Consider the following 24,082-nt stretch of genomic DNA (forward strand, 5'->3'; position numbering starts at 1 on the left):
AGGATACGATGCAACATCTAGAAGAGATTATTGCTAACGCAACGGCTGCGATTGAAGCTGCCGAGTCGCTAGTCGCACTAGACGAAGTGCGCGTTCAGTATTTAGGTAAGAAGGGTGAACTCACTCTTCAACTACAAAGCCTAGGTAAACTTCCACCTGAAGAGCGTCGCACTGCTGGTCAAGAGATCAACAAAGCGAAAGGTGCGGTTCAACAAGCGATCGTCGCGCGTAAAGACGAACTGCAACGCGCCGAGCTTGAAGCGAAACTAGCTGAAGAAACTATCGATGTGAGCCTACCAGGTCGTCGCATTGAGAACGGTGGTCTTCACCCAGTGACTCGCACTGTTGAGCGTATCGAACAGTTCTTTGGTGAGCTTGGCTTTAGTACTGAGTCTGGCCCTGAGATCGAAGATGCATTCCACAACTTTGATGCACTAAACATCGCAGACGATCACCCAGCTCGTACTGATCACGATACTTTCTTCTTCAACCCTGATCTAATGTTACGTACGCACACTTCTGGTGTTCAAATCCGTACGATGGAAAACGGCAAACCGCCTTTCCGCTTCATTGCTCCGGGTCGTGTTTACCGTAACGACTACGATCAAACTCACACGCCAATGTTCCACCAAGTGGAAGGTATGTTAGTTGATGAGAACGTAAACTTCGCACAACTTAAAGGGATTCTTAATGATTTCCTTTGTAACTTCTTTGAAGAAGAAGTTGAAGTGCGTTTCCGTCCTTCATTCTTCCCGTTCACAGAGCCTTCAGCTGAAGTTGACGTGAAACGTAAAGATGGCAAATGGCTAGAAGTTCTAGGTTGTGGCATGGTTCACCCTAACGTACTTCGCTCTGTTGGCATCGACCCTGAGAAATACTCTGGTTTTGCATTCGGTATGGGTGTAGAGCGTCTAACGATGCTTCGTTACGGCGTAAATGACCTTCGTGCGTTCTTCGAGAACGACCTTCGTTTCCTTAAACAATTCAAGTAATCCGGGGCAGTCAAAATTATGAAATTCAGTGAATCTTGGCTACGCGAGTGGGTTAAACCTGCAATTAACAGCGAAGAGCTAGCTCACCAAATCACTATGGCTGGTTTGGAAGTTGACGATGTAGAACCTGTTGCAGGTGTTTTCACCTACGTTAAAGTAGGTAAAGTGGTTGAGTGCGGTCAGCACCCAGACGCAGACAAACTACAAGTGACAAAAATTGATATCGGCGAAGCCGATCTTGATGGAAATAAACAGCTTTTAGACATCGTTTGTGGTGCCTCTAACTGTCGTCTTGGCCTAACGGTAGCAGTAGCAACCGTTGGCGCAGTACTTCCTGGTGACTTCAAAATCAAGAAAGCAAAACTGCGTGGCGTTCCATCGCACGGCATGCTTTGTTCTTTCTCTGAGCTAGGTATCGACGTAGAGTCTGACGGCATCCTTGAGCTGCCAGAAGGCACAACGCTAGGGTTGGACGTACGTGAGCTTCTAGAGCTTAACGATGTCACTATCGACGTAGACCTAACAGCAAACCGCGCAGACTGCTTCAGCATCCGTGGCCTTGCTCGTGAAGTTGGCGTACTAAACCGCGCAGACGTGACAGAGCCAACAGTTGACGCTGTTGCAACAAGCATTGAAGACACAGTATCTGTTGAAATCAAAGCAACGGATGCTTGTCCACGTTACCTTGGCCGTGTGGTTAAGAACGTAAACGTGAAAGCGGAATCTCCAATCTGGATGCAAGAAAAACTGCGCCGTTGTGGTATCCGTTCAATCGACCCAGTGGTAGACATCACAAACTACGTGATGCTAGAGCAAGGCCAACCAATGCACGCATTTGATCTTGCTAAGATCGAAGGCGGTATCGTGGTTCGTCTAGCAGAGCAGGGCGAAAAGCTAACACTTCTAGATGGCAACGAAGCTGAACTAAACAGCAACACACTTGTTATCGCTGACCACAACAAAGCACTAGCCATCGCTGGTATCTTTGGCGGTCAAGATTCAGGTGTTACGACTGAAACGACAGACGTACTTCTTGAAGCTGCATTCTTCGCACCGGATCACATCCGTGGTCGCGCACGTGCTTACGGCCTTCACACAGATTCTTCTCTACGTTTTGAACGTGGTGTTGATTCAACACTACAGCTAGCGGCAATGGAGCGAGCAACACAGCTTCTTGTTGAAATCTGTGGTGGCGAAGTTGCGCCAGTAAACGGCAGCGAATCTGAAGCTGATCTTCCTAAAGCAAACGTCGTTGCTCTACGTCGCGCTAAGCTAGACAGCCTACTAGGTCACGAAATCCCATCGACAGACGTAGTGGAAATTCTTACTCGCCTAGGTTGTACTGTTTCTGTTGTAGAAGATACGGAGACTACAGACGCAGGTTGGACGGCAACGTCTCCATCTTGGCGTTTTGATATCGCAATCGAGCAAGACCTAATTGAAGAAGTAGGTCGTATCTACGGTTACGATAACATTCCAAACCAAGCGCCTAAAGCGGCACTTAAAATGAATGACCACAAAGAAGCTGACCAACCGCTTAAGCGCGTTCGTGACCTTCTTGTAGACCGTGGCTACCACGAAGCCATCACATACAGCTTCGTAGAACCAGAACAGCAAAAATTGGTTGTACCTGGTGTTGAGCCGCTAATCCTGCCATTCCCAATCTCTGCGGACATGTCAGCAATGCGTCTTGGCCTAATTCAAGGTCTACTAAACACAGTGGTTCACAACCAGAAGCGTCAACAGTCTCGCGTTCGTTTATTCGAATCAGGCCTACGTTTCATCCCTGAAGCAACAGCTGAAAACGGCATGCGCCAAGAAATGATGCTTGCGGGCGTTATCTCTGGTACGCGTGGCGAAGAGCACTGGGACATGGCAACGAATACGGTTGATTTCTTCGATCTTAAAGGTGACCTAGAAGCCGTTCTTGAGCTTTCAGCGAACGAAATCGCATACAGCTTTAAAGCCGCTAAGCACCCAGCCCTTCACCCAGGTCAAACGGCGGCTATCGTTGTAGACGCGGGTCTCGAAACTGAGAGAGAAGTGGGTATCATTGGTACTGTTCACCCAGAACTAGAGCGTAAGTTTGGTCTTAACGGCCGCACTATCGTATTCGAAATCGAATGGGCAGCTATCAACACTCGCGTGCTTCCAGAAGCTGTAGCAGTATCTAAGTTCCCTGCAAACCGTCGTGATATCGCCGTTGTTGTTGATGAAGCTGTGGCTTCTGGCGACATCGTTGACGCGTGTATCGCAGCGGGTGGCGAATTCTTAACAGACGCTAAACTGTTCGATGTTTACGTAGGTAAAGGCGTAGAAGAAGGCAAGAAAAGCCTAGCTATTGCACTGAGCCTACAGTCTGTAGAGCGCACACTTGAAGATGCGGATATTGCTGGTTCAGTAGATGCCATTGTCGCTTCAATCTCAGATAAATTTGGTGCTTCTTTAAGAGATTAATGAGCACTAACTGAAAATAAATCTGAAAAGACGAACCCTTTTGGGTTCGTCTTTTTTACATCAATACAAAAATCAATTTAAAATTCTAGTTGGGTTTAAGACATTTTGCGTAAAATTTAACAGGGGATTAAACGTGTTTCATATTGTGTATTTAGGCGCAACTGACTGTTTTTACTTGTAATTTATCGTAAAAGTGTGCCCTATCTTAAGGTTTTTGCAATTAGTGTTACTTTGCTATTATTCTTTTTTAATTTGCATTTTGGGGGTATGTTCTTTGATTACGGTTATATCGCTGGCATATTAGTGTTATATTCCGAAATTGTGGTAACTCATTGGTTGAAGGTGATAAAATCCTGACATTTCCATGAAATAAAAAAGTTGGCGAAAATCATAAGGTTGACTTACACTTTTCAAAGTAAGGCCGTTATGTTGTTGATTGGTCGAACTAAATATGTGGTGTTGCTATCGTAGCAGCTAAGTATGAAATAGCTTTGAGGGGAGTTTTATGGCGCTCACAAAAGCCGATTTGGCTGAGAACCTTTTTGAGAAACTCGGGTTTAGTAAACGGGATGCCAAGGAAACGGTAGAAGTATTTTTTGAAGAAGTCAGAAAATCACTCGAAAATGGCGAGCAGGTAAAGCTGTCTGGTTTCGGTAATTTTGACCTTCGAGACAAAAATGAACGTCCGGGTCGTAACCCTAAGACTGGAGAAGATATACCTATCTCTGCGCGACGTGTCGTGACGTTTCGTCCAGGCCAAAAACTGAAGGCTCGTGTTGAAAACATCAAACTAGATTAGTATTTGATTGTTACAAAAAGACCACGCAATGCGTGGTCTTTTTGTTTTATGCGAGGTGATAACTTAATAAGGTTAAGCGGCTTGAATATGCGTGGTGATATAAGGCTGCCATGCATTTTGATAGAGCTCCATCGATTGTCGTCGCAGACTAGTGATTTGAGCGGTTTCAATGTCATTGAGTGAGCGCCCATGTGATGCAGCGTTGCGCTCAATACCTTGTATAATCTGATATAAGTCGTGTTCGGGACCGCTTTTTACTTCAGCAATCGCTTTTAAGTGGAGTTGAACTTCAGCGATGATGCGAGTTTTTGGAAGCTCGACGAGGATATTCAGATCGCGATAACCTGATGGGTTAGGAGATTTGAATCGGTTCTTAACTCGTACCACTTTAGCTTCTCTACTCAGGGCTTCAAATGCACTAACCAACGATGACACATCATTGGCAACAATCGTTGCTCGAGCGAGATCGGTAATTTGGTCGACTTGACCGTTGAGTTCAGTGTTGATTTTTTTCAAGGCGCGGTCAGAGGATTTAACACCTGCGAATTGTGATTCTGTTTGAGTTAACAGCGCGGTCGTTTTGCACAGAGACTCTAGCTCATGCTGAGCTTGATGAGACTTGCTGTATAACACGTCAAAATCGTCATGCGGCTGCGCGATGTGGCTGTCGATTGGGTCTATACCGTAAAGGCCACTGAGACTATGTTTAAAGTTCGATGGGCTTACTTGGTTCTGTTCTTGGTTCCCTTTCGTTTGGTTAGAGTTGGATTCATCAAGCGGTGCCGCAAATGCTGGTGCGCGGCTGAGTACCAACAGCGTTAGTGCTGCGGCACGGAAAAACATGCTCATGCTCTCTCCTGGTTACGTTACAAAAACGGTGTAAAAAAGGGTGCTATAACGTGTGGAGCAGTGCTACCTATGATATGGGGTTTTAAATGGCATTACCAAGTCCATATTCTGTAGCGTTGAGTAAACTGTGAAGCCTGTCTCATAGAAATATTACCCTATGGAGACATGACTTTTTGTCCTCAATCTGTAAACTCTACGTTAATCATTATGCAGATCTAAAATGAATATAAAATGAACGATTATGAACTTTGGCACGATAAATGGGCAGCGAACAACATTGGTTTTCATCTTGATGATGTTAACCCCTTACTCATCGATTACTGGAGTAAGCTAACGCCAACTCGAGAGCAACGTGTATTTGTCCCTTTGTGCGGCAAATCAGAGGATTTAGTGTGGCTTGCTGCGCGACATGACAATGTGCAAGGTGTCGAGCTAAGCCAAATTGCGGTTCGTTCATTTTTTGCGGAACATTTTTATACCCCTTTAGTGACGACCTTAAATAGCCAGTTTGAGCTGTACCAGTTTGATGAACTAAGTATTTATGTAGGAGACTATTTTTCAGCTCCCGTTGAAAGTGTCGATTTGATTTATGACAGAGCAGCGCTAATAGCTATCCCCCATGAACTACGAGCGATGTATGTAGAAAAGCTTAAGCAGGTGCTGAAGCCCGGAGGCAAAATATTATTGGTAACATTGGACTATATCCAAGATCAGCTAGCAGGACCGCCTTATAGTGTCCCAGAAGCTGAAGTTGCCGCGTATTTTGATGAAGGCTATCGAATTACTCGTTTAGCGCGAGACGAAGCAGACAGTGAGCATCGTCGCATTAAGCAAGGGCTGACTCGTTTTGCTGAGGAAGTTTGGCTAATTGAGGCTCTGGTTTAGTAAGCGTGCTCGCTTCGCTACCGTTACCTTAATTGATTTTAGCCTAGTTACTTTTGGTGTTGAGTTACCTCTAGTGTTGAGTTATCTCTAGTGTTTAGTGCCCTCTGGTGTTCAGTGTCTTTTAGCGAAAATAATGCCAGCTCAACCCGTTGCAATCCGCACAAAGCCAGAACCGTACTCGCTGAAATAATGTCAGCAAATCAGTATTTCAACTAAACGGCGAGAGGGGATCACTCTTCTTTCGCCGCCATTTTGAAGCCAACAAAACACAACGCCAGCATTGTAATTGGTATTAAGGCGAGCGTTATTTCAGTCAAAGGTAAATCAATGAACATTTTGGTGCAGAGTAGGTGTGCGCCAATATTGAGTACGACCAAGGCAGCAGCAATGGTACATAAAAGTAGTTCTTTCTTAACGCTATTATTAGTTATGCTATTTTCCATCGCAGGCACTTCCTATCGGTGATTAAGTTGCGGCTAACACCATTGGATTATACGTTTACGTGTGGTGGCTATAATAGATACAGATTTCTAATAAATATGTATAACAGTTCACCTTTGAGGTAGGATTGACATTACATTTTTCGGACAGAGTAGACCTATTGGCTAAATATGTTGAGCTTGCAGATCAGATTAAAGAGCAAATTCAGAATAATGTTTGGCAAATAGGGACCAAACTTCCGTCGCTACGAAAGCAAACCGAGTTGTCTGGGCTGAGCTTAATGACGGTCATGAACGCGTACCAGTTATTAGAGAGCCAAGGCTGGGTGGTTTCTCACTCTCGATCTGGTTATGTTGTTGCTCCTCCGGTTCACGATGTTGCTGAGCTGCTTCCAAAACAGCACCTGCACGAAACGGAATCGGTTGATATTAATGATTTTGTCTTCGATATTTTGCAAGCGAGTCGAAAAAGCACAGTAACAAATTTTGGGTTTGCCTATCCTGAGGCCAATTTATATCCACACAATCAAGTGAATAAATCTCTGGTTCAAGCAGCGCGTAACATAACGACCTCTCATGCCCTCGATAATCTCCCGCCTGGAAATGAAACGTTACGGCATATCATAGCCAAGCGATATGCTGCACAAGGTGTGAATATTCATCCGGATGAAATTGTTATTACCGCAGGTGCGTTAGAGGCGCTTAATTTAAGCCTGCAGTCGGTGACGAAAGCCGGAGATTGGGTGATTGTAGAGTCGCCTTGTTTTTATGGCGCATTACAATCACTTGAACGTCTAAATTTACGCGCGCTTTCCGTTAACACACACCCAACGGAAGGGATTGATCTTGCTGATCTAGAGCATGCCCTCCAAACACATCAAGTGAAAGCGTGTTGGTTAATGACCAATTTTCAAAATCCGCTCGGTTTTAGCCTTTCAGATGAAAAGAAACGTTGTCTTGTTAAGCTACTTCAGCAATACAACGTCTATTTGATCGAAGATGACGTTTATAACGAATTGTATTATGGCGCGGCGAAGCCTTTACCTGCGAAAGCGTTTGATGATAGTGGCATCGTGTTGCATTGTGCTTCTTTTTCAAAATCTTTGGTTGCTGGGTTTCGAATTGGTTGGGTCGCCGCTGGTAGTCGAGCTTTACAGATTCAAAAGATCCAATTGATGAGCACACTGTCAACCAGTGCGTTGGTTCAATTAACGCTCGCCGACTATTTGTCGACTCGGCATTATGAACGTCATTTACGGCTATTAAGAAGAAAGCTAGAACAGCGCAAATTTCAGATTTGGCAATTGTTACGCTCACATCTACCTAAAGACGTGCAAGTAAACTACTCATCGGGGGGTATTTTATTTGGGTCGCTTTGCCTGCTCATGTCAACGCAACAGAGCTCTATAAAATGGCGATTGGCGATGATATTAGTATCGCACCTGGGGAAATGTTTGCAACGACACAACAGTTTCAGCATTGCTTTAGAATGAATGCTTCCCTGGAAGCCACAGACTCTGTCGTAAGCGCTATAGAGCGTTTGGGATTGCTAATTAGGCAATTATTGTAACGGGTCTTACTCGCAATATCTTCCTGATAATAATTAAAGGCTGTCGAGAGACTCGACAGCCTTTATGCTTAGTAAATAACGTTTACTTGTTTTGCGCTATCGATAGCATCGTCAATGGCAGACTCGATAGACTTACGACGCGTCAGGCTGACACCTAAGCGGCGTCGGCCATCGATGTCTGGCTTACCAAATAAGCGAACTTGTGTTTGTGGCGCAGACACGGCTTCACAGATGCCAGAGAAACGAATGTTTTCTGACGTACCTTGACCCAAGATAACCGCGGATGCGGACGGTCCGTACTGTGCAATAGCGTTAATCGGCATGCCAGTAAATGCACGGACATGAAGAGCAAACTCAGACATTTCTTGCGAAATTAGCGTAACAAGACCGAGTATCGTGCGGGCGAGGGGAGACTTCGTTAAAGATGACTTTGTCACCCTTAACGAACAGTTCTACACCAAATAGACCATAGCCACCTAGTGCGTTCACCACTTGCTCTGCACTGTACTCGGCTGCTTTTCTAGCATTTTCTGACATGATTTGGGGCTGCCAAGATTCTCTATAGTCGCCGTCTTCTTGGCGATGCCCAATTGGTGCACAAAAGTGGACACCATCGACAGCTCTTACAGTCAGTAACGTGATTTCATAGTCGAAATCAATAAAGCCCTCAACGATGACACGCCCTGCGCCAGTACGACCGCCTTCTTGAGCATATTTCCATGCGTTATCAATATCTTCTGTCGTTTTGATAACACTTTGCCCTTTACCTGATGAACTCATGACGGGTTTCACAACGCATGGCATGCCTACAAATTCAACGGCACTAACGAAATCGTTATAGTTATCTGCAAAACGATAGGGTGAAGTATTCAAACCTAGCTCTTCAGCGGCAAGGCGACGGATCCCCTCACGATTCATTGTCAGTTTGGTTGCATTTGCTGTTGGTACGACGTTTAGGCCTTGGGTTTCGAGCTCTACAAGCTTCTCTGTTGCAATGGCTTCAATTTCTGGTACGACGTAATCAGGTTGTTCTTTGTGAATCAGTGCCTCGAGTGCATCACCGTCAAGCATGTCTAGTACGTAGCTACGGTGAGCAACCTGCATGGCTGGCGCATCAGGGTATCGGTCACATGCGATGACTTCCAAGCCTAAGCGTTGGCATTCTATGGCGACTTCTTTGCCAAGCTCGCCAGAACCTAGTAATAACACACGGGTAGCACTTTCACGAGTTGCGGTACCAAACATATAAGATCCTTGCACATTCTTCAGGAAAATTTGGGTGAATCATACTGGATTTCACAAAGAAAGCAAACGTTTGCGCTGATGAATTATTTAGTTAATGTATGGTGGATTTTTTCGTAGGGAAAGAGGTGTGGCCGCGGCTAAGCCTATGGACACACCAAGATAAGCAGTGACAGAATTATTGAATGTTTATTTGACGATAGGTACGCACTAAATAGACGCGTATTCAACCTGAATATCAGGGTTAATCGCTTCCAATGTGGCTTGAGTGTCGGCAAGGTGGCTAATCTTTCCGGTAGCCAGCTCTACCAATGCCGCAGATTTGATGTTATCGAGCGATTGACCTGCCAATAACAGTTGTCCAAGTGCGACTTGCAGAGGCGGCAGGCTAGGGTTGAAAGCGGCATTCTCCGCATAAGCACCTTGAAAAGTACGGCCATCGTTAAGCTCTATCGAAACACCGCTGAGGTTCTTGGTATATGGGGCATGACTACGATTGAGTGCGGACACTGCTTTTTCCATTAAGGAACCGACATCATTAATGGTATTGCTGTGTGTCACTGGAGTCATCAATCCTTCGGTGATCCCAAGATCTTTAGGGCCAAACGATTCAGGTAGGTATTCCTGTAATGTCTTTGCGTCACGTTCAGGCAATTGGATAACAAGATCTTGAGCGGTGGTAAGCTCGTTCATAAATTGACGACAGTGACCGCAAGGACTGAAGTTAATGGTAATGTCTTTAACGCCAGTTTCCCCTTTCATCCATGCATGACTAATTGCAGATTGCTCCGCATGAACCGTTTGACCAAGCTGAGCGCCAAGAAATTCCATGTTTGCGCCAAAGTAGAGTTTGCCTGACAAGCCTCTCACGATTGCGCCAACATAAAAGTCGGATATTGGTGCATATGAATACGCCGCAGCGAAAGGTAATAATGCTACGCGTAATTCGTTATCGGCGAGCCCAGACACAGACAACAATTCATCAAACTGTGCTGGCGTTAATGTCGCGTCGAAGTTTTTATGAGTGACGATAGGTTTTAGGTATCGGCTAATAGCTTCTGGTGCTTCGGCTAACATTGAATCGAAACGATCCGTCATGCTTGTACCTCTAATTTGGCTAATGTGTTTTTATTCATTCTATGTAACTTAGCAGACAAATAGAGTGATGTTGATCACTCTATTTGATGTAACGTAGGTTAACATTTCACAATTAGAGTGATATCACACCATTTTAGGTTTGGGGTTTACGAACCGAGCAAGGAATGTCACGTAAATCCGAGGGTGTCACATTATTTGTCCTAGCCAAAGCGAAAATGCGAAAAATGAAGGCGCTAACACTGAGGTAATGACACCGCAAATGACCAACGCGAGCGAGCTGAATGCGGCATCTTTTGAATCTTTCTCTGCGCACGTGGCTGTTCCCAGTGCGTGAGAGACCGTGCCCATTGTTAACCCTTTAGCAATTGGGTGAGTCACACCGAGTAATTGATAGAGTGGGTAAGCTAAGATGGCACCAAACAGCCCAACGAGTAAGACGAGGATAGCGGCAATGGCAGGTTCCCCACCTAAATGGCTGGACACTTCCATTGCTATTGGGGTGGTGACAGATTTACCCAGCAGGCTTGCAACTAATGTCATGTCGGCGCCTAACCATACTGCGATTAATGAGGCGGTGAACATTGACCCGATACTACCAACGCTGCAGGCTAAAAGAATAATACGCCAATTGGCTCGAATTTGAGGTATTTGTTCATAGAGTGGATAAGCAAGCGCGACAACCGCTTACTGCAAGAGGAAACTTATCCATTCGTTGTCTTGATAATAGGTGTCAAAAGGGACGTTAAAAATGACCAGTACTGGAATCAAAATGGCGATGCTAATGAGTAGTGGGTTGAACAAAGGGTTCTTCACTCTCTGGGCGATAAAGCGAGCGAAAAAAAACACAATAATGGTCGCAAAAATCCACATTATTTATTCCCCTTCTTTAGAAAACGGTCAAGGAAGACAGAGAGTCCAATGAGGACGATCATCGTGCCACCAATCGCGCTGGCCAATATAGGCAGAGCGTTGTTAATCAACGTGTCGAAGTGGTTCATTAATCCAACACTGACGGGCACAAAAAGCAAAATCATATAGCGAATAAATGCATGGGCACCAGGCTGTACGACTTTGACTGGAATAACCCCGGCCGCCATTAATAAAAACAGTAATAGCATACCAAAGACACTACCTGGGATAGATACATCGAGCAGGGTTTGAATGGTATTTCCCGCAAACAGTGCAGCAAAAATCACAGTGAATGACACTATATAATGAAGCGCAGTTTTGATCATGGCACCCTCATTTTGGTTTGGAACTAGTGAAAGGTCAGTACTAGTTATCAGTAAAGTTAGCGATTGAATGACATTCAGTCACAGATAAAGCACGTATGGATGCCTTATGAAAAGCCATCCATACGTGACGGTCGGGGTAAATTCTACGAGACTAGCTTTTCAACATAGCGGTAGACGGATTTTAATACGGTCATTTTTTGTTCATCAGATTCGTTATTGAGTACCAGATTTTCAAGATCAAGCATGTAGTTTTCAATTTTGTTTTCAAATCGCTCTCTACAATGGTTTGCCCACTTCAACTGTTCATGTTCGTCGAGTGTCCAAGGATAGTGGCGAGCACGGTATCTGAACAGTAACGGCTCAATTCTTGAGTCACTAAAAGAAATGTCTAGCGCGGCCAAATTATTTGGTTCGGTTTCTAGAATGATATCCATTGCCGCGCGGTCAGACGGTGAGAAGAAAGCACTATAGAGTTGGGTGTCTACATCGTTGTTGTTATCAAACTCACGTTCGATGTTGTATAGCCCGATAAGTTTTTCACGAATTTCAGGGTGCTGCTTAAGAAGTGCGAGATTCGTAAGGCATTGCTGACGGTCTATCCCTATCACTTCAGCGTTTTCAGCCGTAAGTGTTTTGGCTGGCGCTAAAATAGGACACTTGTTTAAATGAATGAGCTTCAGTGGCACGGGGAGTTCATTCGGCGCTAAGTTTTCGCGCTTGGTGTAGAGTCGATCATGTAACTCTTCAACCGATAAATCCAAAATAGGTTGAGGGTCTTTCGCAAGGTCTGCAACGATGACGGCATTTTGATTGGTCGGATGCCAAGCAATCGGCACTACCCAACTGGTATATTGACATTCTCTTCCGAGCATACCCGACACATGCATAAGGGGCGTCATGTTTACGATGTCGACGAGTTCATTTAATTTACGCTTATTCCGCATCGAATAAAAGTAATCAAAGAGTTTGGGTTGTGCATTCTTAACGATTTTTGCCAATTCAATCGTGGCGATAACATCGGCCATTGCGTCATGCGCATTGCTATGTTCAATACCATTTGCAACGGATAAGTGCTCAAGCTTGAAGCTGGTAAAACCATCGTCGTTCTCTGGCCACTTAATCCCATCTGGACGTAAAGCATGGCAGGTACGCATTAAGTCCAATAAATCCCAACGAGAGTTACCATTTTTCCAACTCCAAGCATAAGGGTCGATAAAGTTTCGGTAACACGTATAGCGTGTCACTTCATCGTCAAATCGTATACTGTTGTAGCCTAAGTTAGTGGTGTTAGGTGTCGCTAATTCATGGTGTATTTTTGCAATAAATTCTGGCTCTGGCAGCCCTTTTTCTATACACAACTGCGGGGTGATGCCCGTAATTAGAGCCGCTTCCGGAGAGGGTAAGTAGTCAGAGGGCGGTTGGCAGTAGATGACGAGGGGTTCGCCAATAATATTGAAATCCATATCTGTTCTAACACCAGCAAATTGACAGGGCCGATCGTTTGCTGGGCTGATTCCCCAAGTTTCATAATCAAAAAAGAAATAACTGGGTTCTTGTTGCTGGGACATGGTCTTTCCTTAGTTCCTATCAGAGAGTGGCTGATGGAGGTCATAACTGAAGTTCACGCATCCAATCTGAGTGGTGGTTGGGTATTCTCCAATCTGTTGACGATGAGTGTCAGTGCGATGGAGTCTTACTCACGGTTTGCGCTCTCTAGCAGTTTGGTACAGAGATAATATCTATTAGACCACTGAGCTATGTTCATGGCAAACGAGATCACCGTTTATATCTAAGGCAAAAACGAAGATTCGATGGTGACGAATGTTTATTTGCTCGAATGTTGAGCAGTTTCTATTGCGTTGCCAGTTCATGGTCGTTTTGCTATACAGCATATAACTCGCGGCGATGTTTATGCTAACGCACATTTATGGTCACTAAAGGTAGGAAAGGTCATAGGGTATGCCTATGACCTTTCGTTAACCATGCCGCTATTCAACAAAGGAAAAACAAAAAATTGTCTTTAGGTGTGCGCTAAGATGTTAACTTGCTTGTCGAGTTTTTCAATTAGTACGTCACGCTTGAATGGTTTGGGCAGGTAGTCATCCATGCCACAGTCAAAGCACTTTTGTATATCGTCATCAAGAACCGAAGCGGTGAGCGCGATAATATGTTTTTTGGCAAGATTATGTGATCGCTCATAGGCTCGAATAGCTTCTGTGGCGTCAAAACCATCCATTACTAGGCATCATACAGTCCATGAGAATCAGTCCTATGTGCTGGTGCTGTTGTTGATAAATAGTCAGTGCTTCTTGTCCATCATTAGCAAGCAGGTAACTGATACCCAGTTTGTTTAAATTGATCGTCACAATTTGTTGGTTTACCTTATTGTCTTCAACAATCAGAATCTTAGAACCAGAACTAATGTTAGTTGTAGTTTTGCTTGTTATAGGCTCGGAAGTAGCTTCTTGCTCTAATACAGATTTAATTGTATTACTTAGCCTTGCCCCTAAAAGCGGATAAGTAATAAACGCCGATACCGCGAAGTCATGGTAGTGGTCGTGCGTTTGGTTGTCTTTTAAGAAGATGACACGATGCTGAGCAATTATCTTTTCGTACTGGTGGTAGGTGTCAGCATCGTCAATAATGATCACTGTCTGCTTAGAAATGGCTATGGATGACAGAGAATCAGGCGTTATTTGTTGTGATGGGAAGCCGTAACGATTCAACTCTTCAATTAAAAGTGGCTTTTCTTTCATTGATACATAGACAACCGTTGTTTCCGTTTGTTGGGTTAATTGTTGGTCATCTGTGTCAAACGATAAGATAAATGAGAATTCACTGCCTCGTCCTTTAAGTGAGTTGAGCGCAATTTCGCCACCCATCATAGTGATCATTTTAGATGAGATGGCCAAACCAAGTCCGGTTCCTCCGTATTGTTGAGATGTGGAAGTATCCTCTTGTTGAAATTCTTCAAAAATGTGCGCTTGTTTATTCGTGTCAATGCCAATCCCAGTATCTTTTACCGCTAGAAACACCGTTACGGAGTTTGCCTGTTGTTTAACAAGTGAGGCGATAAATGTGATTGTGCCAGCTTCAGTAAATTTGATGGCATTGGAGGCAAGGTTCATTAATACTTGCCTGACTTTTTGTTCATCGGCTTTAACATAATTGGGCAGAGTAGAATCAATCTCCATCGCCAACTCAATCCCTTTCTGCTGAGCTTTAGGGGCGATGAGTGCCGCTGTATCAAAGAATACTTCTTTAATAGCACAGGTATGTGGGCAAATCTCTAGATGGCCAGACTCTATTTTGGAGAGATCTAATATATCATTGATGAGCATAAGCAAGGTTTGGGAAGAGGAGCTAATGGTCGACAAATAGTCTTTTTGAAGCGCACTCAGCTTTGAGTCAGACAAAATTTCGGTCATGCCCAATATACCATTGAGTGGGGTTCTTATCTCATGGGACATGTTGGCCAAAAATGCGCTTTTTGCTCTATTCGCTTGCCTTTCATGCTCTCTGGCGGTGATGAGTTCAGTTTCCAATATTGAAGTTTGTCGAATGACATACAGCAAGGTCAGGATAATCGCGACGATTAGCGCGATAGTGGCGAACATTCTGTAATTGTCGTAAATCGAAATCTTATTGGCAATTTGATTGGGGAGTACATCGAACAAAGCATTGAGCTTAGTTTCTAATTGATGAACTGTTGCCCTAAGAGCGCCGTGGCGGCCTTCATTGTGTGTATAACCAAATTCTTCATACGCAGACTGCAGGGCATAGAAGGCAAACTTGAACTCTAAAAAGGCCCTAAATAGTGCAAAGGATTGAGGCTGTTTAGAAATGTCGCTTTCCATTTGTTTGAGAATGCGTTCAAGCCGAGGTAGGGTCTCAATGTCAAAATCAGAGAAAAACTGATACATCAGGTCCTGCATTGTCAACGCTGTGTAGTCTAATGTTGTGTTATTGGCCTTGATTAATTCATGGCCAAACTTTAACGACTGCTCTCTTAAATTATCAATGAGCCCGTTCTGGTGTTCATTCCCATGAATCATGACAACTAAGTCAGCCAGCGAGAAAAAGGACTGCACATAGTCGTCAATATACGCCAACGCATATTGATTTGAATAATCCGTCTCAATGCCAGATTGAATGATTTTGACATTGACGTCACCGAGTTGCCCAATCATCGCGTTATAGCTCGTTTGCATTTTTTCAATATATTCAGGATCAACTCGCGCGATAAAATCCTTTTCATGACGTCTCATCAATAACATGCCATTTGAAGCAGTAAGGATGTCGGACTTTAGCGTTGTTAACTGACTTTTTGCCTGCTCAACTTTGTATTCTGTATAAAAAACAGGGTAAGGAAGAATAAAACGATGGCAGACCCTGCAATCAATGTTTTACGAATGTTATGAGCGTGATAATGGTTAGCCATCCACATGAGATCCAGGTCCTTTTGGTCGTACCGAAACGGTGAGTTCATGTACCGTCTGTTAAGAGTAACAAAAATGTCACAATCATGGAAAAGAGTCTGGCGTTACGCGAACATTTTGTGAGTATTTTATAGAATATTGGGATTTGCGTAGGAAAAAGTACCAATAAAACAAGGATATTGAGAACTATGTCGATAAAGATACATTTGGCGTTAAGCAAAGCCGTAGCATGTCGATACAGTACGGATGTTAGTTTATATATTGGAGATATACACAATGTGGTTTAATAATTTAAGCCTCAGAATCAAGGTAATGATACTCGGATTATGTTGATGGCAATAATATTTGGTGGTTTGGTGATCTACAACGCGCTGCTTTTTAGCAAGCAGGCGGCGATTAATGACCGTCTCAACGATGAAATACAACCAGTGATGAATTCTCTGGAAGATGCGTACCGAGATTTCTACCAAGTATCGACAGCAGGTTATGCGTTTATTATTGCAACAGCTGATCCCCAAGAGGTAGAAAAGCAGCGTTTTGAATTTGAAGATAACGCTTATAATGCCGTACCACGTGTAAGTAAGGTGCAAGAGTTGATTGACTCTGGTGTATTAGATCGCCGTTTTTACCCGTATTTAAAACAGTTGATCTCTGATACTAAAGTGTTTGTTAATGAGTATGAAAAGCTGTTTGCTTCTCCGAGTAATGCGTATCAGACGTTTACTCAGAACGAAAAAATGATCACTGGTCTCTTTGTGGATATACGCAGTAACTTAAAGGTGATTCTTGACGAGATTGAGCGATTGCAAGAGCAAGCACGATTAGATAGTGATCAGGCAGTCAAAGAAGCTGAAATCGCCATTGAAGTGGGTACGGTTATTGCGATATTACTTGCACTGACAGTTGCAGCCTTTGTATCGAAACTGATTGTTGCTCCGGTGATCGTACTTGAAAAGTCGATGGCAGAAATCGCTTCTGGCGATGGTGATTTGACTCAGAGAGTGCAGGTTGAATCAACGGATGAAATCGGTCATTTAGCCGAATCATTCAACCAGTTTGTTGAACGGATTCAGGGCACCGTTTCTGAAGTCGTTGACTCAACGTCGGAAGTGAGAGAGCACACGTCGGTGTTGATCCAGTTAGCGGGACAAATTACTCATGCTTCCTTGTCCCAACAGCAAGAAAGCGAAATGGTTGCTACGGCCATTAATGAAATGAGAGCGACGAGCGACAACGTTAGTCAAAATGCACATGAAGCGGCTCAGGCGACGGACCGAAGTGCCGATGAAGCTCGTCACGCTAATGAGGGGATTGGTCTTACGGTATCTTCAATAGAAGGCTTGGCGCAAGAGCTGATTACCTCTGAGGAAAGTGTCCATAGATTAACCAGTGACGTGACGAATATCGCTTCTGTACTGGATGTGATACGCGGAATAGCAGAGCAAACCAACTTACTTGCCCTGAATGCCGCTATTGAGGCAGCTAGAGCCGGTGAGCAAGGACGGGGCTTTGCTGTCGTTGCGGATGAAGTTCGCTCTCTAGCGAGTAAGACTCAAGAAAGTACGGGTGATATTCAAACCATGATCGAGCGCTTACAGCAAGGGGCATCGGTTATGGTACAAGCGATGGAATCCAGTCGTGCTACCAGTAACGAAACCATCAGCTTAGTGCAAACAGCTTCAACCTCGCTGGCTGAAATTACTCATTCAATTACCATTATTAATGAAATGAATGCGCACATTGCTACTGCGGCAACGGAACAAACCGCGGTCAGTGAAGAGTTAAATGGCAGTATTCAAAAAATAGCGTCGGACAGCCATAAAATGTCCGATATTATCAAACAGGCAGAGCACGCATGCATCACTCTTGAGGCAAGATGTGAAAATCTTGATAGAGCGGTGGGTCAGTTTAAGGTCTGATCAATTCGTCCAAATTAGCGCTTACAAGACGCATTTAAAAATACGAGGTTAGAATAGAGTCGCATACCCCTTATGGGTTATGTGACTTTGATCGTATTTACGAATGCTCTATTGCACGGCAAAACATCTCCCTAAAACAGTGCAGAAAAATTAAAGAATGTAACAGAGTGCATCCTTTCGTAAACCAAATAAAATGCTTAGTCGTAATTCTCATATTATTCACATACTTACATTGTTAGATCTAATAGATGTAATAATTGAAACCGTTACTGTCAGATGTGCTATTTCTGACATGAAAATAACACTTTAAGTGCGACGTAATAACACATGGGTAAATGTTTATTCTTATCAATGGCTTAGTAGGTGTGTGATTTTGTGATTTAAATTGAAAATATGAGACTTGTCAATTTCATTCTGATGTGTGATGGCTAGCCACTAATTGTCTATCGACCACAATTAATTGCTGTATATATATTAAGTTTTTATTAACATTAATTTGATTAGAAAAACTGTAATGTTTGCAATGTAAATTAAACGATAAATATAAATGGCATCCTGAATTATAGAGGAACTTAAGTTTAGGTAGCTATTAGGTTAGGTAAATTATTAGTTGGTTGTTAGGAATGGAGTCAGGAATGAAAAAGCTTGCGTTAATTACTGGGTCAAAGGGTGGTATAGGTTCAGCAATATCCTCCCGTCTGGTAGAAAACGATTATCGGTTGATCGCTACATATTATACAGGGAATTATGAGTGTGCTAAGGAATGGTTCGAATCTAAGGGATTTACCGATGATCAAGTACGTTTATTTGAACTGGATGTAACCAATACAAATGAATGTCAAAAAAAGCTTGAAGAAATTCAAGAAGAGGAAGGCACATTTGATTTAGTGGTTAATAATGCTGGCATTACTCGAGACGGACAATTCAAAAAAATGTCTGCTGAGGCGTGGTTTGACGTGATTAACACCAATTTAAATAGCGTCTTCAATGTGACCCAGCCTCTATTTGCTGCAATGTGCGAAAAGGGTGGCGGACGTGTCATCAATATATCCTCAGTAAACGGTCAAAAAGGTCAGTTCGGTCAAGCTAACTATTCTGCCGCAAAAGCAGGCATGATTGGTTTTACCAAAGCGTTAGCAGCAGAAGGTGCTCGCTCAGGTGTGACCGTCAATGTCATTGCTCCGGGTTACACTGGAACGCCAATGGTAGAGGCGATGCGTGAAGACGTACTTGATTCCATTAAAAGTACTATCCCACTCAAACGACTCGCTAAGCCTGAAGAAATAGCGGCAGCTGTTGCGTATTTAGCAAGTGATGAAGCTGCATACATTACTGGTGAAACACTGTCAGTCAATGGCGGCTTGTACATGGCATAAGGGAGAACACCGATAATGAAAAAAGTATACATCGTCGCAGCGAAACGCACACCAATTGGCAGTTTTGGTGGTAGTTTGAAAAATTGCTCGGCAGGTGACTTAGCCGCGCAAGCCATAAAAGGGGCGCTTGCATCTTGCGCTGTTAATGAAACAGACATTGATGAAGTCATTGTTGGAAATGTGATTAGCGCCAACCAAGGAATGGGTGTAGGACGACAGGCTGCAATTTTTGCGAATATCCCTGACTATGTTCCCGCATATTCTATCAATATGGTGTGTGGCAGCGGGATGAAATCAATTATGGACTCCGTCTCGCATATTAGAGCGGGGGAAGCTGATGTCGTCGTTGCTGCGGGCGTTGAAGTCATGTCGCAGATTCCTTTTGCTTTGCCAGCCAACGTTCGTTCCGGCAATAAAATGGGAGACATGTCAGCGAAAGATCTCCTTGTTTCTGATGGTTTAACGGACGTGTTTAATGGCTATCACATGGGAGTGACGGCTGAAAATGTCGCTCGTGAAGTCAACATTTCTCGTGAAGACCAAGATGCCTATGCACTGGAAAGTCAAATGAAGGCGGTTGCCGCGATTGAAGCAGGAAGATTCAGTGATGAAATCGTACCAGTCGATATTAAGATTAAGCGCCAACCTGCTCAGTTTACTACTGATGAGTATCCTAAATCTGATGCAACGCTAGTAGGGTTGGGTAAATTAAGACCTGCGTTTGACAAAGAAGGCACGGTGACGGTCAAGCAATGCTTCAGGCATTAATGATGGAGCAAGCGCAGTCGTCATCGCTTCTGAAGATGCCGTTGAGCGCTTAGGATTAACCCCTCTTTGTGAAATAGTTTCAACGGCGCAAACAGGTCTAGATCCTAAAGTTATGGGGTTAGGACCAGTAAAGGCGGTACAAAAAGCGTTAGAGAAAGCGGAGCTTTCTGTAACAGATGTTGATACGTTTGAGTTTAATGAAGCATTTGCAGCCCAAGCGTTAGGCGTGATTAGACGTTTGGCTGATGAGTGTTCAGTATCGTCTGAATCCATTATTGAAAAATCCAACCCAAACGGTGGCGCGATTGCCCTTGGGCATCCGCTAGGTGCTTCAGGAAATCGTATTGTAGTCACATTAATTCATGAAATGATACGCGAACTTCACACTTATGGGGCAGCGACATTATGTGTGGGTGGTGGCATGGGTACAGCAGTTATTCTAAAACGCTGTTAACCTAGTTTATATATTACCAACATATAGTTTTATGACGTTATTAATTAAATGCTTAACTTATATTTTTTAGGAGAACGACTATGTACACGGATATTTTTAAATTAATCAATGAACAGTCAGAAAAAACATTGGAACCATATGCGAAATTTAGCAAGTTAATGACAAAGAATGTGGAAACACTGACTGAGTTGCAACTTAATGCCATGAAAACTTATAGTGAATTAGGTTTGTCTCAAATGAAAGCGGTCGCGGAAGTAAAAGATATTTCTTCTTTGACGGTATTTAATACTCAGCAAGTGACGTCACTTACTCGCTTGTCTCAACAAATGATGGATGACAGCAACAAACTTCAACAGGTTGCTAAAGAATTTAAAGACGATATTGAAACATTGACTACCGAGACAATGAAAACTAATACGCCAGCTTAATCTGGCAGTAAGTATATGTTAGGGGTTTCGGGGTACATCGTATCTCGTGCCCCTTTTTTAATTTTTAGAAAAGGGTTTGAATTATGTTTCAAAACTTCTTTTCGGACTACCTTGTGACATTGCAGGAAAGTAACCAGCGATGGTGGAAAGATTTCGAGCAGGGCAAGGCAGCCGTTAATAATCCGCTTTCAAAAGCGATGCAAGAACTCAATATAGAGGATTCAGCAGAATTCATGGATAAAGCATCTAAGCAGCCTGCAGCGATGCTAGATGTTCAAATGAAATGGTGGATGCAACAGTTAGAAATTTGGCAGCGTGCTGCCCTTCATAATGATAAAACAGATGTAGTATCGGTGGAGAAAGGTGACCGTCGTTTTGAAGACGCAGCATGGAAAGATGAAGCCTTCTATAGCGTAATCAAGCAGTCTTACGTACTGTTTAGCCAAACTTACCTTGAGACCATAAATGCTGTTGAAGGTGTCGATGAGAAAGCGAAAGAAAGGTTGGCTTTCTTTTCTAGACAAACCTTGAACGCGTTGTCTCCAAGTAACTTCATCGCGACTAATCCTGAGTTACTTCAGTTAACCTTGGAGCAAAACGGAGAGAATTTACTCGCGGGCATGCAGCAACTTCAAGAAGATATGGAAGCCAGTGCTGATGTGCTTAAGATCAGAATGACCAATACGAAGTCGTTTGATATTGGTAAGCACGTAGCCAATACAAAGGGTGATGTCGTTTTTAAGAACGAGCTCTTTGAGTTGATTCAGTATCGCCCGTTAACTGAAGCGGTTAATTCGACGCCGCTACTCATTGTTCCGCCTTTTATTAACAAATACTACATCCTCGATCTTCGAGAAAAAAATTCGATGGTGAAGTGGCTCTTAGAACAAGGTCATCCTGTTTTTATGATGTCGTGGCGTAACCCTGGCGCAGAGCAAGCAACAACAGAATTTGGTGACTATGTTACTGAAGGCGTTGTAAAAGCCGTGTCAGCCATTGAGGCGATCACAGGGCAAGAGCAAGTGAATGCTGCGGGTTATTGCATTGGCGGCACTGTGCTAGCGTCAACTGTTGCGTATTATGCGGCAAAACGAATGAAAAAACGCATAGCGTCGGCGTCATTTTTCACGACGCTTTTAGATTTTGAACAACCTGGTGAGGTGGGCGCGTACATCAATGACACTATCGTTAGTGCTATCGAGGCACAGAATAATGAACAGGGTTATATGGATGGTCGTTCTTTAAGTGTGACCTTTAGCTTGTTACGCGAGAACAGTTTGTATTGGAACTACTATATAGACAACTATCTAAAGGGAAACAGCCCGGTTGATTTTGATTTACTGTATTGGAACAGTGACAGCACCAACGTAGCGGCAGCAACACATAATTTCTTGCTACGGAAATTATATTTAGAAAACCAATTAGTCCAGAATAAAGGCGTCAAGGTGGGAGGCGTGTGGATTGATTTGAATAAAATCCGTATTCCAAGTTATTTCGTCTCTACTAAAGAAGATCATATTGCTTTGTGGCAGGGGACCTATCGAGGTGCATTACAGGTAGGTGGAAACAAGACCTTTGTTCTGGGCGAGTCTGGTCATATTGCTGGCATCGTTAACCACCCAGCAAAGGAGAAGTACGGTTTTTGGACTAACTCTACGCTAGAAGAATCTGCCGATGATTGGATGAACAACGCAGAGCATCAAAAAGGGTCTTGGTGGATTCATTGGGATCAATGGTTAAGCCAATTTAATGCGGATGAAAAGGTAGCCCCTTATCCTGTAGGTAATGACGCGTTTCCAGTGCTGTGTGATGCGCCGGGTCAATATGTGCTGCAAACGCTACCCGTTGAAAGCTCAATACCAAACTCGGATGACAATCATTCAAGAGTTGAAGTTTCAGAAAGCACATGAAGCGGAACTCAAGCGTTGGTACCTATTGCCTCAAAAAATGAAATGAAGAGTTTTCAAAACAAGCAAGGTAAATGAAGTGAGTGTAGAAGTCCAAATATGGCTTCTACACTGCTACTACTACTACTACTACTGCTTACAGCCAAACTTCTCTAAGCCCAAATTCATGGCTTAGGGCTTCTTACGTCTTCTATTTTTGTCTTCCTAGATTCATCTGCAATGAGTAATGTTCAATACGTAACGCCTTAGCATGTATCCGTAAAATACTTTAAATGTTTTGATAATGGCATAAAATACGGACTGTATTTTCAAGTATTGAGGTTGTCATGGATATTGAAACGTTAGAACAAAAAGTCAGCTATATTTTGGGGCGAGAAGTGGCCGCAGAGTTAGCGAAAAAATCGTTTCCTAAAATGAACATCAAAATTATCCAAGAAGCTATTATGGACACGTTTTTGCAAAAAGAATGGCCTTTTGATCCTAACGGTGCGGAATCGTTGAAAGCAGAACTTGAAGAACAAAGAAAGCAGGCGGAAACGACACTAGAACAACAAAAAGCCAATTATGAGCGTGAGTTTTTCACTAAAAATGGCCAGCGTGACACGGTATTGAGCCATAGCTCTGGGATTCAATATGAAATCCTAAATGAAGGAAGTCACCCCGCAGAAGTAACACCAAAGAGTCGTTTATCTGTGCGTCATAAAACTTGGTTATTGAATGGGCAGTTAGTGGATGGCTCTGCACATTTACCTGAACCAATGACCGTACAGCTACAGCAAGTACCATTAGCATGGATGGTGGCGTTGAAAGAAATGAATGTTGGTGCAACGTGGCGTTTGTATGTACCTAGTCATCTAGCTTACAAAGAGAATACTCATCAAACAGTTCCTGCTGATACTGCGGTCATCTTTGATTTGCACATAGAGCAAGTAACCTAATAGAGAGCAAGTTACTTAATAGAATGCGAATGGTTAAATCAAAATACCCAGTGTTTAGCACTGGGTATTTTTGTTTTTAGTAGCATGATTTTTAAAAAACAGAATGATATTAATTTTTCTAATGTCATTATCAAAAGATAGTAATATATCAAATGTGATGATATGTGAAATTTTACGCTGAATTTTTATTATTGTTCGGGTGATTGTGTTAATGGCTTGTTGGTTGCGGGTCGTTTTTGTGTGAGCACGGTCACGATGCGGATTAGCGAAACAAATTTGTCATTCT

At 43.3% G+C, this 24,082-nt stretch carries 17 protein-coding genes and 3 pseudogenes; 11 read left to right on the forward strand and 9 right to left on the reverse strand.

Going from position 1 to position 24,082, the window contains the following annotated elements; all coding sequences use genetic code 11:
- Positions 1–8 precede the first annotated feature (8 nt).
- The 3 genes from pheS to ihfA all read left to right on the forward strand — a co-directional run bounded on the left by pheS (position 9) and on the right by ihfA (position 4,248).
- Positions 9–992, forward strand: coding sequence for a phenylalanine--tRNA ligase subunit alpha (pheS, locus tag AC0L66_RS09105; RefSeq protein WP_473567009.1), 984 nt, complete (start codon positions 9–11; stop codon positions 990–992).
- 18 nt (positions 993–1,010) lie between these two features.
- The gene (pheT, locus tag AC0L66_RS09110) at positions 1,011–3,449 is read left to right on the forward strand and encodes a phenylalanine--tRNA ligase subunit beta (RefSeq protein ID WP_473567010.1); all 2,439 of its coding nucleotides are present in this window, start codon (positions 1,011–1,013) and stop codon (positions 3,447–3,449) included.
- A gap of 505 nt (positions 3,450–3,954) precedes the next feature.
- Positions 3,955–4,248, forward strand: coding sequence for an integration host factor subunit alpha (gene ihfA, locus AC0L66_RS09115; RefSeq protein ID WP_102467832.1), 294 nt, complete (start codon positions 3,955–3,957; stop codon positions 4,246–4,248).
- A 72-nt stretch (positions 4,249–4,320) separates the two neighbouring features.
- Here ihfA and AC0L66_RS09120 read toward each other — a convergent pair whose 3' ends face one another.
- Positions 4,321–5,097, reverse strand: coding sequence for a RelA/SpoT domain-containing protein (locus tag AC0L66_RS09120; protein ID WP_473567012.1), 777 nt, complete (start codon positions 5,095–5,097; stop codon positions 4,321–4,323).
- A gap of 231 nt (positions 5,098–5,328) precedes the next feature.
- Between AC0L66_RS09120 and AC0L66_RS09125 the strand changes: the two genes are divergently transcribed.
- Positions 5,329–5,982, forward strand: coding sequence for a thiopurine S-methyltransferase (locus AC0L66_RS09125; protein ID WP_473567013.1), 654 nt, complete (start codon positions 5,329–5,331; stop codon positions 5,980–5,982).
- 230 nt (positions 5,983–6,212) lie between these two features.
- Here AC0L66_RS09125 and AC0L66_RS09130 read toward each other — a convergent pair whose 3' ends face one another.
- Positions 6,213–6,425, reverse strand: coding sequence for a hypothetical protein (locus AC0L66_RS09130; RefSeq protein ID WP_473567014.1), 213 nt, complete (start codon positions 6,423–6,425; stop codon positions 6,213–6,215).
- A gap of 158 nt (positions 6,426–6,583) precedes the next feature.
- On the opposite strand from AC0L66_RS09130, the gene AC0L66_RS09135 reads away from it, so the two are divergent.
- Positions 6,584–7,915, forward strand: a complete 1,332-nt coding sequence (locus AC0L66_RS09135; protein ID WP_473567015.1) for an aminotransferase-like domain-containing protein — start codon at positions 6,584–6,586, stop codon at positions 7,913–7,915.
- A gap of 145 nt (positions 7,916–8,060) precedes the next feature.
- Here AC0L66_RS09135 and purT read toward each other — a convergent pair.
- From purT to AC0L66_RS09170, 7 genes and pseudogenes are all read right to left on the reverse strand, one after another.
- Positions 8,061–9,237: pseudogene (gene purT / locus AC0L66_RS09140) on the reverse strand (formate-dependent phosphoribosylglycinamide formyltransferase).
- Between the two features lie 207 nt (positions 9,238–9,444).
- Positions 9,445–10,332, reverse strand: a complete 888-nt coding sequence (gene cdd, locus AC0L66_RS09145) for a cytidine deaminase (protein ID WP_473567016.1) — start codon at positions 10,330–10,332, stop codon at positions 9,445–9,447.
- Between the two features lie 186 nt (positions 10,333–10,518).
- A pseudogene (locus AC0L66_RS09150) lies at positions 10,519–11,202 on the reverse strand (CidB/LrgB family autolysis modulator).
- Positions 11,202–11,567: a CidA/LrgA family protein gene (locus AC0L66_RS09155; protein ID WP_428750758.1), complete on the reverse strand. Its 366-nt coding sequence runs from the start codon at positions 11,565–11,567 to the stop codon at positions 11,202–11,204. The pseudogene AC0L66_RS09150 and the gene AC0L66_RS09155 overlap by 1 nt, the downstream one beginning before the upstream one ends.
- A 143-nt stretch (positions 11,568–11,710) precedes the next feature.
- Positions 11,711–13,135 (reverse strand): exodeoxyribonuclease I, encoded by a 1,425-nt coding sequence (gene sbcB / locus AC0L66_RS09160; protein ID WP_473567017.1) that lies wholly within the window; start codon positions 13,133–13,135, stop codon positions 11,711–11,713.
- Positions 13,136–13,587: 452 nt separating this feature from the next.
- Positions 13,588–13,803 (reverse strand): response regulator, encoded by a 216-nt coding sequence (locus tag AC0L66_RS09165; RefSeq protein WP_473567018.1) that lies wholly within the window; start codon positions 13,801–13,803, stop codon positions 13,588–13,590.
- Positions 13,790–15,835: a hybrid sensor histidine kinase/response regulator gene (locus AC0L66_RS09170; RefSeq protein WP_473567020.1), complete on the reverse strand. Its 2,046-nt coding sequence runs from the start codon at positions 15,833–15,835 to the stop codon at positions 13,790–13,792. The genes AC0L66_RS09165 and AC0L66_RS09170 overlap by 14 nt, the downstream gene beginning before the upstream one ends.
- A gap of 503 nt (positions 15,836–16,338) precedes the next feature.
- Here AC0L66_RS09170 and AC0L66_RS09175 point away from each other — a divergent pair.
- The 6 genes and pseudogenes from AC0L66_RS09175 (at position 16,339) to AC0L66_RS09200 (ending at position 23,796) form a co-directional block, all read left to right on the forward strand.
- Complete coding sequence (locus AC0L66_RS09175) at positions 16,339–17,925, forward strand: methyl-accepting chemotaxis protein (RefSeq protein WP_473567021.1); 1,587 nt, start codon at positions 16,339–16,341, stop codon at positions 17,923–17,925.
- A 635-nt stretch (positions 17,926–18,560) separates the two neighbouring features.
- A complete protein-coding gene (locus AC0L66_RS09180; RefSeq protein WP_265672904.1) occupies positions 18,561–19,301 on the forward strand; it encodes an SDR family oxidoreductase in 741 nt (246 codons plus the stop codon).
- Positions 19,302–19,316: 15 nt separating this feature from the next.
- Positions 19,317–20,523: pseudogene (locus AC0L66_RS09185) on the forward strand (acetyl-CoA C-acetyltransferase).
- Positions 20,524–20,603: 80 nt separating this feature from the next.
- Positions 20,604–20,951 (forward strand): phasin family protein, encoded by a 348-nt coding sequence (locus tag AC0L66_RS09190; protein ID WP_473567022.1) that lies wholly within the window; start codon positions 20,604–20,606, stop codon positions 20,949–20,951.
- A gap of 83 nt (positions 20,952–21,034) precedes the next feature.
- Positions 21,035–22,861 (forward strand): class I poly(R)-hydroxyalkanoic acid synthase, encoded by a 1,827-nt coding sequence (gene phaC / locus AC0L66_RS09195; RefSeq protein ID WP_473567023.1) that lies wholly within the window; start codon positions 21,035–21,037, stop codon positions 22,859–22,861.
- Positions 22,862–23,184: 323 nt separating this feature from the next.
- Entirely contained in the window at positions 23,185–23,796 is a 612-nt protein-coding gene (locus tag AC0L66_RS09200) for an FKBP-type peptidyl-prolyl cis-trans isomerase (RefSeq protein ID WP_473567024.1), read from the forward strand.
- The last annotated feature ends 286 nt before the right edge of the window (positions 23,797–24,082 follow it).

Source organism: Vibrio sp. GJ43-1 (assembly GCF_055808835.1).